The organism is Microcystis sp. M049S2, assembly GCF_020245625.1.
Lineage (GTDB): Bacteria > Cyanobacteriota > Cyanobacteriia > Cyanobacteriales > Microcystaceae > Microcystis > Microcystis ichthyoblabe_A.
Genome location: NZ_JADBUN010000240.1, coordinates 1 through 11,447 on the forward strand (window position 1 = coordinate 1; position 11,447 = coordinate 11,447).

At 46.0% G+C, this 11,447-nt stretch carries 13 protein-coding genes; 12 read left to right on the forward strand and 1 reads right to left on the reverse strand.

From position 1 onward, the window contains the following. The coding region (locus IM496_RS19130) for an Rpn family recombination-promoting nuclease/putative transposase (protein ID WP_287660187.1) at positions 1-798 on the reverse strand (798 nt) is incomplete at its 3' end. A 58-nt stretch (positions 799-856) separates the two neighbouring features. Between IM496_RS19130 and IM496_RS19135 the strand changes: the two genes are divergently transcribed. The 12 genes from IM496_RS19135 to IM496_RS19190 all read left to right on the forward strand — a co-directional run bounded on the left by IM496_RS19135 (position 857) and on the right by IM496_RS19190 (position 11,221). Further along, entirely contained in the window at positions 857-1,747 is an 891-nt protein-coding gene (locus IM496_RS19135; RefSeq protein ID WP_287662945.1) for a S66 peptidase family protein, read from the forward strand. Positions 1,748-1,808: 61 nt separating this feature from the next. Next, positions 1,809-2,786: an SDR family oxidoreductase gene (locus tag IM496_RS19140; RefSeq protein ID WP_287662946.1), complete on the forward strand. Its 978-nt coding sequence runs from the start codon at positions 1,809-1,811 to the stop codon at positions 2,784-2,786. Between the two features lie 23 nt (positions 2,787-2,809). After that, complete coding sequence (locus IM496_RS19145; RefSeq protein ID WP_008201585.1) at positions 2,810-3,727, forward strand: NAD(+) kinase; 918 nt, start codon at positions 2,810-2,812, stop codon at positions 3,725-3,727. Positions 3,728-3,813: 86 nt separating this feature from the next. Beyond that, positions 3,814-4,602 carry an ion transporter gene (locus IM496_RS19150; protein ID WP_194016646.1) on the forward strand — a complete coding sequence of 263 codons (789 nt, stop codon included), beginning with the start codon at positions 3,814-3,816 and terminating at the stop codon, positions 4,600-4,602. 376 nt (positions 4,603-4,978) lie between these two features. Further along, complete coding sequence (locus IM496_RS19155) at positions 4,979-5,341, forward strand: ATP synthase subunit I (protein ID WP_104397598.1); 363 nt, start codon at positions 4,979-4,981, stop codon at positions 5,339-5,341. 58 nt (positions 5,342-5,399) lie between these two features. Beyond that, on the forward strand, positions 5,400-6,149 hold the full coding sequence (gene atpB / locus IM496_RS19160; RefSeq protein ID WP_147068794.1) for a F0F1 ATP synthase subunit A: 750 nt from the start codon (positions 5,400-5,402) through the stop codon (positions 6,147-6,149). 230 nt (positions 6,150-6,379) lie between these two features. Continuing rightward, positions 6,380-6,625, forward strand: a complete 246-nt coding sequence (gene atpE / locus IM496_RS19165) for an ATP synthase F0 subunit C (RefSeq protein WP_002740068.1) — start codon at positions 6,380-6,382, stop codon at positions 6,623-6,625. Positions 6,626-6,855: 230 nt separating this feature from the next. Beyond that, positions 6,856-7,287, forward strand: coding sequence for a F0F1 ATP synthase subunit B' (locus tag IM496_RS19170; RefSeq protein ID WP_002740070.1), 432 nt, complete (start codon positions 6,856-6,858; stop codon positions 7,285-7,287). 126 nt (positions 7,288-7,413) lie between these two features. Next, the gene (locus IM496_RS19175; RefSeq protein ID WP_194016650.1) at positions 7,414-7,956 is read left to right on the forward strand and encodes a F0F1 ATP synthase subunit B; all 543 of its coding nucleotides are present in this window, start codon (positions 7,414-7,416) and stop codon (positions 7,954-7,956) included. Continuing rightward, a complete protein-coding gene (gene atpH, locus IM496_RS19180) occupies positions 7,957-8,505 on the forward strand; it encodes an ATP synthase F1 subunit delta (RefSeq protein ID WP_002763366.1) in 549 nt (182 codons plus the stop codon). A 68-nt stretch (positions 8,506-8,573) separates the two neighbouring features. Next, on the forward strand, positions 8,574-10,082 hold the full coding sequence (atpA, locus tag IM496_RS19185) for a F0F1 ATP synthase subunit alpha (RefSeq protein WP_104397600.1): 1,509 nt from the start codon (positions 8,574-8,576) through the stop codon (positions 10,080-10,082). Positions 10,083-10,273: 191 nt separating this feature from the next. Next, positions 10,274-11,221 carry a F0F1 ATP synthase subunit gamma gene (locus IM496_RS19190; RefSeq protein WP_194016652.1) on the forward strand — a complete coding sequence of 316 codons (948 nt, stop codon included), beginning with the start codon at positions 10,274-10,276 and terminating at the stop codon, positions 11,219-11,221. Positions 11,222-11,447: the final 226 nt, after the last annotated feature.

Here is an 11,447-nt window from a genome sequence, read left to right on the forward strand (position 1 = left end):
TGCCAAATAGTTAAGCACTGTTTCCAGAGTTAAGTCTAAGCGTTCTGAGATTTGTTGCGGGGTTAAACCGAGGTCTTGCAGTAGAGAAATTGTTTTCAATTTTTGCAAGTTTATTCCCTGTTCAATTCCCTGTTCAATTCCATCTCCAAAAGCTTCTTGATAGAAACGAGTTTGTTTTAGGTCTTGTAGTTCTAACATAGCTTCTATTTCCTCTCGACTTTTTTGGGGTAACTTATAAATGATTATCGTTTCGATTAAATCAATGACATTTCTCTGCACTAAGCGATCGCTGACTTCTCTTTGAGCCTGTTTAATTAAAATCTTAGCAGAATTAACAGCTTGACTCTCGCTTTCCGTAACCAATTTGATCAGGGCGATCGCTAAGGAAGGAGTCTCGTCATTTGCCAATTCATCCAGATAGATTCTTTTAATCCTGTCCAAGGATAACAAATCTGCAAATTGCTGGGGATGTTCTCGCTCAATTTCTCGACTAGGATAAATAACAACTATCTGCCAGGGTGACAAAGGTTTATACTGTCTAAGATACAAGAAAAGTTCCGAAAATAATCGATAATATAGGTCTTCATCCTTTTGAAATTGCACTTCTACCAGATAAAAAGGCAAATTTTCCAGATTATCGAGCGGCAAAAATAAACCATCCAATCGAAAAGCTAGTTGTTTGACTTCTTGGGAAGTAAATCGATAATTGCTTACGATAACATCGGGTTGAGCGATTAATTCAAAGAACGAATCGGGAAAATCGAGAAACATTCGATAGAATATGCTGTCAGTTTTCATGCTGTCACAAAATTACCTGTAATTTCCGCTTAATCCGCCAACAAAAGAGAATTAACCTATGATCATCCCATCGTTTCTGCAACCCGGTGCTAAAGTTTCTCTGGTGGCCACCAGTGGCGCCGTCAAGGAATTAGCCGCCCTAGAAAAAGGCGTAGAAATCTGGCGATCGAGGGGTTATCAAGTGGAATTTAGCGATAATTGGTCGAATCGTCTCGGTTATCTCGCCGGTAGCGACGAGCAACGTCGTCAAGCTTTAGCCCAAGCATGGCAAGATCCCGATTGTCAAGCAATTCTCTGCGCTAGGGGGGGTTACGGTAGCGCTCGCCTCTTGGAAAATTGGACATGGGCAAAAACTAACCCAAAATGGTTAATCGGTTTTTCCGACGTGACGGGGATTTTATGGAGTTTAGCAAAACAGGGCATCTGTAGCGTTCACGGTCCAGTTTTAACCACCTTAGCCCAGGAAAGTCCCCAATCAATTGATCGCCTCTTTTCTCTTCTGGAAGGTCGTCCTTTAGCCCCTCTTGTCGGTCAAGGTTGGGGTGGGGGCAAAGTGCGGGGACGCTTATTACCGGCTAATTTAACCGTAGCCACCCATCTCCTCGCAACCTCGGTTCAACCCACCCTAGAGGGGGTAATTTTAGCCCTAGAGGACGTAACCGAAGCCCCCTACCGGATTGATCGAATGTTAACTCAGTGGCGAATGCTGGGCATTTTCTCCCAAATTAAAGCCATTGCCCTCGGTCGTTTTAGCCGTTGTTTGGCAGCCTCCGGTAGTGATAGTCAAACCGTAGAGGAAGTCTTAAAAGAGCGTTTGGGCGATTTAGGCATTGCGGTTATTGCTGAGTTACCTTTCGGTCATGATGGCGATAATGCCGCTTTACCGGTGGGAACAATGGTAGAACTGGACGGGGATCGGGGAATCTTAGAATTTTTCTATCCAGAATGATCCACTTTTTTGATACTATCTTAGAGAAGTGTTAACAAATGTAACAAAAAATTAATTATAGATGAAAGTATTAGTTGTCGGTGCGACGGGAACCCTAGGGCGACAGATCGTGCGTCATGCCATCGATCAGGGACATCAAGTGCGTTGTTTGGTACGCAGTCAGAGAAAAGCGGCTTTTTTGAAGGAATGGGGCGCGGAATTGGTCGGGGGAACCCTGCGGGATAAAAGTACCATTATTCCTGCTTTAGAGGGAATGGACGCGGTGATCGATGCCGCTACGGCCCGGGCGACGGACTCAGCCAGCATTAAACAGGTGGATTGGGATGGTAAAGTTAATCTGATTCAAGCGGCCAAAACTGCCGGAGTTGATCGCTTTATTTTCTTTTCGATTCTCAATGCCGAAAAATATCCCAACGTGCCTTTGATGGAGATAAAACGCTGTACCGAGAAATTTATAGCAGAATCGGGTTTAAAATATACAATTCTGCGTCCCTGTGGCTTTATGCAGGGGTTAATCGGTCAATACGCCATCCCGATGTTAGATAATCAAACCGTCTGGATCACGGGGGAAAGTACGGCGATCGCCTACATGGACACCCAAGATATCGCTAAATTCGCCGTTCGCGCTTTAGAAGTCCCCGAAACCGTCGGTCAATCCTATCCCGTGGTCGGCAGCAAAGCTTGGAAAGCTGAAGAAATTATCGAAGTTTGCGAACGCTTATCGGGTAAAGAGGGGAAAATTTGGCGTTTACCCATGGGATTACTGCGTTTTATGCGGGGAATAAGCCGTTGTTTCCAGTGGACTTATAATATATCTGACCGACTAGCTTTTGCGGAGGTTCTCGCTAGTGGTCAAGCTCTTGATGCTCCCATGGCAGAAGTTTATCAAGTATTTGGCCTTGATCCGAGTCAAACAACTACTTTAGAATCCTATTTACAAGAATACTTTAGCCGCATTCTCAAGAAGCTCAAGGAAATCGACTTCGAGAAACAAAAAGCTCAGCAGAAGAAGAAGACCCCTTTCAAAAAGAAAGCGTGATTCAGCAGTAGGAAAATTTGTCAATGCCCAAAATCGGCATTATTTACAACGATATTAAGCCTATCGCTTGTAAAACAGCCCATCAGATACAAGATCAGCTACTTTCTTTAGGTTGGCAGGTGTTTATGGCTACCGGCAGCGGTGGCCTACTAGGCCATTCTAAACCCTCTCGTCCGGTTTGTTTTACCCCGATCGATCAGTTAGTCCCCCCCCACTTCGAGCAAGATTTAAGTTTTGCGATCGTGTTGGGGGGCGATGGTACAGTCCTATCGGCAGCCCGGCAGTTGGCCACCCTCAATTTGCCCCTGTTAACGGTCAATACGGGACACATGGGCTTTTTGACCGAAATTTACCTAAATCAGCTTGAACCTGCCTTAGAACTGGTTTTAGAGGGGAAATACACCATCGAAAATCGCTCGATGATCACGGTACGACTGTTTCGCGAAGATACCCTCCTCTGGGAGGCACTTTCTCTCAATGAGGTGGTCGTCCACCGGGAACCCCTCACCAGTATGTGTCATTTTGAGATTCAAATTGGTGAACACGCACCCGTCGATATCGCTGCCGATGGGGTGATTCTCTCCACTCCCACCGGTTCTACTGCCTATGCTCTCAGCGCCGGTGGCCCGGTAATAACTCCCGATGTGCCGGTATTACAATTAGCTCCCATTTGTCCCCATTCTTTAGCTTCGAGATCCTTGGTATTTTCTGACAAGGAAACGGTGAATATTTTCCCAGCAACTGCTAACAGGATGGTGATGGTGGTGGACGGTAATGGCGGTTCTTATATCTTGCCAGAAGATCGAATTAATGTGCAGAAATCGCCCCACCAAGCTCATTTTATTCGTCTGCAATCGACGGAATTCTTCCGCATACTCCGGGAAAAATTGGGTTGGGGTTTGCCTCATATTGCTAAACCAACTTCGGTGGAATTACCTTAAGCAGTTATCAGTTATCAGTGATCAGTTATCAGATGTGAGTTTTCAGTTCACTGATTACTGGTTACTGTTTACTGATAGCCGAATTTATGCTCTCTTTTCGTGCCAAGATAGCTTTTTATTTAGAGGATGTCACCACGGCGATCGGACTGACGGTAAATCTGCTTATCTTAGCATTAATTTTACTCTCGTTGGGGATTTATGTGGCTCAAACCTATCCCTTATCCGCCACTTGGCAAATGTGGTTACGTCAGCTTGATTGGGGAATTTTAAGCTTATTTTCCCTAGAGTATCTAATTCGGTTTTGGTGTGCGGAATCAAAACTAGGCTTTGTTTTTAACATTTTTTCCATCCTAGATTTATTATCAATCCTGCCTCTATTTTTTGGTTTTTTTGATATTAGGTTCTTTAGAATTTTTCGCTGGTTTAGAATTTTGCGAGTGATTCGTTTTTTTGGTTCCGATCTTTCTATTTTTAGGATTAAAACTTCCGATCAGATAGTATTTACTCGCATATTACTAACTCTATTCTCGATTATTTTTGTCTATGCTGGTTTAATTTATCAGATCGAACACCCAATTAATCCCCAAGTTTATCGGACATTTTTTGATGCTTTTTACTTTGCTGTCGTGACTATGACTACCGTGGGATTTGGGGATGTGACTCCTCTTTCTGATGGGGGCAAAATGGTGACAGTTTTAATGATTTTAACGGGAGTTTTGTTAATTCCCTTGCAAATTAGCACTCTGACTAAACAAATATTAAAATCTGGCACTCAAACTGATTATCCTTGTCCAGATTGTGGTTTACCCCGTCACGATATAGACGCCAATTTTTGTAAAAACTGTGGCGCAAAACTCTTAAAAAGACCTGATTGAGACTAATTCTGGCGAAATGGGGAAGTGGGGTGTGGGGAATTATGAATTATGAATTATGAATTGGGAAGTGGGGTAGTGGAGCATTTGGCTGAAATTTCCCTAAACCCCTAAATCCCTATCACCCTATCTCCCGACTCGAAGTCTCGGAGTCTCGGAGTCTCGGAGTCTCCCGACGACCGACGGAATCATGACAATTTACAATTGCTTAATAATTGTTGCCACTGCCGTGATAATATGTCTTGTGGCTCACCTGAGCGTCATAGCTCGGAAAGCAATCCAGATATTGAGATTAGTCTATCGCTGATTTAGGTGTACCTTGTCTGACCCATCGATCGAATCTCCTCCAACCCCAGAAACCAACCCGCCGTCAGATCCGATGCGGGAATACTATCAACTACAAAACACTTTACTGATCACCACCCTGATCTTAATCGGTCTGATCTTTATGCCCGTGTGGCTGTTTTATTCCCTCAATACCGCCCTTAATTACCTATTAGGGGCAATGGTGGGAGTTGTTTACCTAAAACTCCTGGCCGGGGAAGTGGAAAAATTGGGGGTAACGAAAAATCGCGTGGGCAAAAAAGGATTAGCCCTATTCGCCGGATTAATCATCATCGCCAGTCGTTGGCAAGAACTGCACATAGTGCCAGTTTTTTTGGGGTTTTTGACCTATAAAGGGGCGATCATCGTCTATACCCTGCAAACCATCTTCAAGCTGGAGCAGAAAGCCGATTCCTAAACCCTTTGACCGTTAAAAATAACCCTGATTTGCGAACCCGAATCTCTCTAAGGTAGAAATGTTAGACAGTTTAAGTGTGCTTAATTTTTATAGCCTCGCTTCCCTGGAAGTGGGACAACACTGGTACTGGCACATCGGCGGACTAAAAATTCACGGGCAAGTGATCGCGGTCTCCTGGATCGTCTTCGCTATCTTAATCATCGCCTCGATCGCCGCTACCCGCAAAATCCAGAAAGTCCCTGGCGGTATTCAAAACCTCATGGAGTACGTTCTGGAATTTCTGCGCGATTTAGCCAAAAACCAGCTAGGAGAAAAGGAATATCGACCCTGGTTGCCCTTCATCGGCACCCTATTTTTATTTATTTTCGTTTCTAACTGGTTAGGGGCCTTGATTCCTTGGAAGTTAATCGAACTGCCCGAAGGAGAATTAGCCGCCCCCACTAACGACATCAATACCACGGTGGCGTTAGCCCTACTGACTTCCCTCGCTTACTTCTACGCAGGCATCAGTAAAAAAGGACTCGGTTACTTCGCTCACTACCTAGAGCCGATTCCCGTGCTATTACCGATCAAAATTTTAGAAGACTTTACCAAACCCCTCTCCCTCAGCTTCCGTCTTTTCGGAAACATCCTTGCAGACGAGTTGGTAGTAGCCGTATTGGTCTTCCTTGTCCCCCTAGTCGTACCCCTACCCCTGATGGCTCTCGGTTTATTTACCAGCGCTATTCAGGCCCTTGTCTTCGCTACCCTTGCCGGGGCCTATATCCATGAGGCCCTGGAATCGGAACACGAAGAAGAACACGCTTAAAAGCGAGAGACGAAAACAGAAAAATTTCTTAGGGAAAAGTGTCCAAATAATAGGATAATAACTAAGAAATTATTGGTCGAATTCAGGATGAGCAACTGAATTCTAGGATCGTTCTTTCCCAAAAACTCTTTCGGGAGTTTTGAGCAGAAAACCAGCCATTTTTTACGGCTGAGAACGCGCTCCGTAAACAACAGATTGAAATTGATTAGTAAATAGAGGAAAAAATCACCATGAACCCCACAGTAGCTGCCGCTTCCGTTATCGCTGCCGCCCTCGCCGTTGGTTTAGCCGCTATCGGCCCCGGCGTTGGTCAAGGTACCGCTTCTGGAGAAGCTGTTTCCGGTATCGCCCGTCAACCCGAAGCTGAAGGAAGAATTCGTGGTACCCTTCTCCTCAGCTTGGCATTCATGGAATCCTTAACCATCTACGGCTTGGTTATCGCTCTCGTTTTACTGTTCGCTAACCCCTTCGCCTAATTAAAAAAGCAGTGGGCTATCAGCCCCCAGTCCCCAGCCTGGCAGCGGAGTTTTCAAAACTCTCAAAAAACGCCAAAGCAGCCCACTAAAAAATCTAGTTTTTGGGACGGAAGGCTGATAGCTAATTAAGGGAATTTTGCTGATCCCCCCTGACTGTTCATTGTTAAATCAGGGGGATCGTCTTCCTTTTTTGAACCTGCCTATAGCTTCTATTTATCAGGAATAAATCAATGTTTGATTTCGATGCCACCCTGCCAGTGATGGCACTACAGTTTATTCTTTTGGCAGTGATCCTGAACGCCGTTTTTTATAAACCCCTCAGTAAAGTTTTAGATGAACGGGCGGAGTATATTCGGCAAACTGAAGGCGGAGCCAAAGAACAACTAGCCAAAACCGAAGCACTGGTACAAGAGTACGAATTGCAATTAACTTCGGCTCGTAAACAATCCCAAGAGATTATCGCCCAAGCGCAGGCCGAGGCCCAAAAACTAGCCAGCGAACGAGTTGCCGCAGCCCAAAAAGAAGCGATCGCCCGTAAGGAAGCCGTCGCCGCCGAAATTGCCCAACAGAAAGAAGAAGCCTTTCGTTCTCTAGAAGGACAAGTGGCCTCTCTTTCCCGTCAAATTCTCGAAAAACTCCTCGGCCCCGAACTCGTTCGCTAAACCCCAGCCCTTGGTTAATAACAGTGATCAGTAAAAAGATAGAAATCAGTCGTCAGAAGTTAGAAGACTGGAAACTTACCTCTGATAACTGATAACTGAATAACCTACTCCCCGCCCTCAATAACCATGATCATCGACACAGTTTTATTATTAGCCACGGAGGCGAAGGAAGCGGCAGCAGAAGGATTCGGCATCAACACCGATATCCTAGGAACTAACCTATTTAACCTCTCGATTCTGCTCGGTTTAGTCATCTTCTACGGCCGCAAAGTTCTCGGACAAATCCTCGGAGAACGTCAGTCGAAGATTGCTGAAGCTTTAGCCGAAGCTGAAAACCAGAAAAATATTGCCGCTACCGCCCTCGCCGAAGAACAGAAAAAACTCGCCCTGGCAAAACAAGAGGCGGAAAAAATTATCGATAACTCTCGATCTAGAGCTAAAGCTGTCACCGCCGACATCGCCGCCCAAGCCGAACTCGATATTCAAAGAATGCGCGAAAGTGCCGCTAAAGATCTCTCGGCGGAACAGGATCGCGTTTTAGTAGAATTACGCCAAAGAATTACCGCTTTAGCCTTAGCTAATGTGGAATCCCAATTAAGCGCCGGCCTGGAAGAATCGGTACAACAAACCCTAATTGATCGCAGTTTGGCCAACCTAGGAGGTAAATAGATGCAGGGAAGTTTAATCAGTTCAGAAATAGCCGAACCCTACGCCCAAGCATTACTTTCCGTCGCCCAAAGCAGCGGACAATTAGAAGCGATTGGCGGCGAAATTAAATCCCTCTTAGAATTGTTGGAAAATGCTCCCGATCTAAGAGCTTTTATCGGCAATCCCGTCATCAAAGAAGAAGCTAAAAAAGCCGTTCTTTCCCAAGTAATGGGGAGCAGCGCCAATCCCTATTTAACTAACTTCATGATGTTATTGGTCGATAAACGTCGGATTCAATTTTTAGAACCCGTTTGTCAACAATATCTCACCCTGGCTAGAGTGCTGACTAACACCGTTTTAGCGGAAGTTTCCTCAGCCACCGAATTGAACGATAGCCAAAAACAAATCGTCATCGACAAAGTGAAAACCCTAACCGGGGCGAACGTGGTCGAACTGAAAACCAAAGTTGATGGCAGCCTGATCGGTGGTGTGGTGATCAAAGTCGGTTCTCAGGTCTTTGATGCCAGCATTCGCGGTCAACTACAACGCCTCAGCCTCTCCCTGCGCTAAGGTCATCTAATCTCTCTTTTTTGCCGTTTTTTCACCTTCTAATTTTTTACTTTTTCCCAGATTAAACTATGGTAGCTATCAGACCCGACGAAATTAGCACGATTATTCGTCAACAGATCGAATCCTATAACCAAGAAGTACAGGTCTCCAACGTGGGAACCGTCCTGCAAGTGGGTGACGGTACTGCCCGCATCTACGGCCTACAACAGGCCATGTCGGGAGAACTATTAGAATTTGAAGATGGAACCGTCGGCATCGCCCTTAACCTCGAAGAAGATAACGTCGGCGCGGTGTTAATGGGTGACGGTTTCGGGATTAAAGAAGGCGGTACGGTGAAAGCTACCGGTAAAATCGCTCAGGTTCCCGTGGGTGACGCCTTAGTCGGCCGCGTGGTTGATGCCCTCGGTCGTCCCATTGACGGGAAGGGGGAAATCCTCGCCAGCGAAACCCGTCTGGTGGAATCCCCCGCCCCCGGTATTGTCGCTCGCAAATCCGTCTGTGAACCGATGCAAACCGGCATCACCGCCATCGATGCCATGATTCCCGTCGGTCGTGGCCAACGGGAGTTGATTATCGGTGACAGAAAAACTGGTAAAACAGCGATCGCCATTGACACGATCATTAACCAGAAAAGCGAAGACGTGATCTGTGTCTATGTCGCCATCGGTCAAAAAGCCTCCACCGTCGCCCAAGTAATCGACACCCTCACCCAAAGAGGCGCCATGGATTACACCGTAGTGGTGGCCGCTAACGCTAACGACCCCGCCACCCTCCAGTATATCGCCCCCTACACCGGAGCTTCGATCGCCGAATACTTCATGTATAAAGGCAAAGCGACCCTAGTTATCTACGATGACCTCACCAAACAGGCTCAAGCTTATCGTCAGCTATCCCTGCTCATGCGTCGTCCTCCCGGTCGGGAAGCTTACCCCGGCGACGTTTTCTATCTCCACTCCCGTTTACTAGAGCGCGCCGCTAAACTCAGCGATGCCCTCGGTGGTGGTAGCATGACCGCCCTGCCGATTATCGAAACCCAAGCCGGTGACGTTTCTGCCTACATTCCCACCAATGTAATTTCGATTACTGACGGTCAGATCTTCCTCTCCACCGACCTCTTTAACGCTGGTTTCCGTCCTGCTATTAACGCTGGTATTTCCGTATCCCGCGTGGGTTCGGCGGCCCAGACGAAAGCGATGAAGAAAGTTGCCGGTAAATTAAAACTCGAATTAGCCCAGTTTGACGAATTAGAAGCTTTTGCTCAATTCGCTTCTGACCTTGATGCGGCCACCCAAGCACAACTGTCTCGCGGTCAACGTCTGCGTCAAATCCTCAAACAGCCCCAAAACTTCCCCCTCTCCGTTTGGGAACAGGTGGCGGTGGTTTATGCCGGTTTAAACGGTTATCTCGACGATATCGCCACCGATAAAGTTATCGATTTCTGCGCCGGTTTACGGGAATACCTGAAAACCAGCAAACCTCGTTACGTTGAGATCGTCAGCACTGAAAAACAACTCAACGACGAAGCGGAAGGCCTGCTCAAAGATGGTATCAACGAGTATAAACAGGCTTTTAAATAATCTTGGTAATCAGTAAATGAATGTTGGTAATGGGGGTTAGGTTTTAGGGGATGGGGTGTTGAGGTTTTGGGGTTTTGGGGTATTAGTTGAAATTTCCCGATTTCCCTATTTCCCCACCTCTCCATTCCCTCCTAAACCCCGAATCTTGACTGATGACTGATGACTGATAACTGATAACTGATAACTGAATTATGCCTAATCTCAAAGCGATTCGCGACCAAATTCAATCGGTCAAAAATACCAAAAAAATTACCGAGGCCATGCGTCTAGTGGCGGCCGCAAAAGTGCGCCGCGCCCAAGAACAAGTTCTCTGTACCCGTCCTTTTGCCGATGCCCTCGCTCAGGTTCTTTATAATCTCCAAGGTCGTTTAGCCTTTAGTGATGTTAATTTACCCCTGCTGGCCCAACGGGAAGTAAAAACCGTGGCTCTGTTAGTAGTCACAGGCGATCGAGGTCTTTGTGGCGGTTATAATACTAACGTCATCCGTCGTGCCGAACAACGGATGAATGAATTAAAAGAGCAAGGGATTAAGTATCAATTAGTGGTTGCCGGCCGGAAAGCGGCACAATATTTCGAGCGCCGGAATGCTCCCATTGCCGCTAAATTTATCAACCTCGAACAGATTCCCACTGCCGATGAAGCTGGCACGATTGGGGATGAATTGCTTTCCTTATTTTTATCGGAAACAGTCGATCGCGTCGAGTTAATTTATACTCGTTTTATCTCCCTGATCAGTTCCACTCCGGTGATTCAAACCCTGTTACCCTTAACTACTCAAGGTTTAGCGGTACAGGATGACGAGATTTTCCGTTTGGTGACTAAAGAAGGAAAATTTAAGGTACAACGGGAAAAAATGGCCAGCCAACCGGCGCAGGTTTTTCCCCAAGACATGATTTTTGAGCAGAATCCCGTCCAAATCCTCGATTCTCTCCTACCTTTGTACTTAAATAACCAATTACTGCGCGCTCTCCAGGAATCGGCGGCTAGTGAATTAGCAGCCCGGATGACGGCGATGAGCAACGCCAGCGAGAACGCCAGCGAGTTAATCGGGACTTTAAGCCGTACCTACAACAAAGCGCGTCAAGCCGCTATTACCCAAGAATTGTTAGAAGTAGTAGCGGGGGCAAACGCTCTCTAGGTTTAAGCCAGTTTTTCTTGTGATTATCAGTAGGAGTGATTGTTTTCACTCCTTTTTTTTCGTTATAGCTGAACTTCCCCCATACATATTAGACCTCTTGCATAATTTTTTTATGGTATAATATAAGGTTTTGCTTTTTTCTCAATTCTTAGATTGAAGTGGAAAAAAGAATAAAATGTGATCTTAGGTCAGGAAATCATCTATAATTTTGCTATGTTTATTAGCA

What these genes read in the sequence shown, in the direction of transcription:
- IM496_RS19135 (WP_287662945.1), top strand. Translation starts at nt 857, where the DNA reads ATGATCATCCCATCGTTTCTGCAACCCGGTGCTAAAGTTTCTCTGGTG.
- IM496_RS19140 (WP_287662946.1), top strand. Translation starts at nt 1,809, where the DNA reads ATGAAAGTATTAGTTGTCGGTGCGACGGGAACCCTAGGGCGACAGATC.
- IM496_RS19145 (WP_008201585.1), top strand. Translation starts at nt 2,810, where the DNA reads ATGCCCAAAATCGGCATTATTTACAACGATATTAAGCCTATCGCTTGT.
- IM496_RS19150 (WP_194016646.1), top strand. Translation starts at nt 3,814, where the DNA reads ATGCTCTCTTTTCGTGCCAAGATAGCTTTTTATTTAGAGGATGTCACC.
- IM496_RS19155 (WP_104397598.1), top strand. Translation starts at nt 4,979, where the DNA reads ATGCGGGAATACTATCAACTACAAAACACTTTACTGATCACCACCCTG.
- atpB (WP_147068794.1), top strand. Translation starts at nt 5,400, where the DNA reads ATGTTAGACAGTTTAAGTGTGCTTAATTTTTATAGCCTCGCTTCCCTG.
- atpE (WP_002740068.1), top strand. Translation starts at nt 6,380, where the DNA reads ATGAACCCCACAGTAGCTGCCGCTTCCGTTATCGCTGCCGCCCTCGCC.
- IM496_RS19170 (WP_002740070.1), top strand. Translation starts at nt 6,856, where the DNA reads ATGTTTGATTTCGATGCCACCCTGCCAGTGATGGCACTACAGTTTATT.
- IM496_RS19175 (WP_194016650.1), top strand. Translation starts at nt 7,414, where the DNA reads ATGATCATCGACACAGTTTTATTATTAGCCACGGAGGCGAAGGAAGCG.
- atpH (WP_002763366.1), top strand. Translation starts at nt 7,957, where the DNA reads ATGCAGGGAAGTTTAATCAGTTCAGAAATAGCCGAACCCTACGCCCAA.
- atpA (WP_104397600.1), top strand. Translation starts at nt 8,574, where the DNA reads ATGGTAGCTATCAGACCCGACGAAATTAGCACGATTATTCGTCAACAG.
- IM496_RS19190 (WP_194016652.1), top strand. Translation starts at nt 10,274, where the DNA reads ATGCCTAATCTCAAAGCGATTCGCGACCAAATTCAATCGGTCAAAAAT.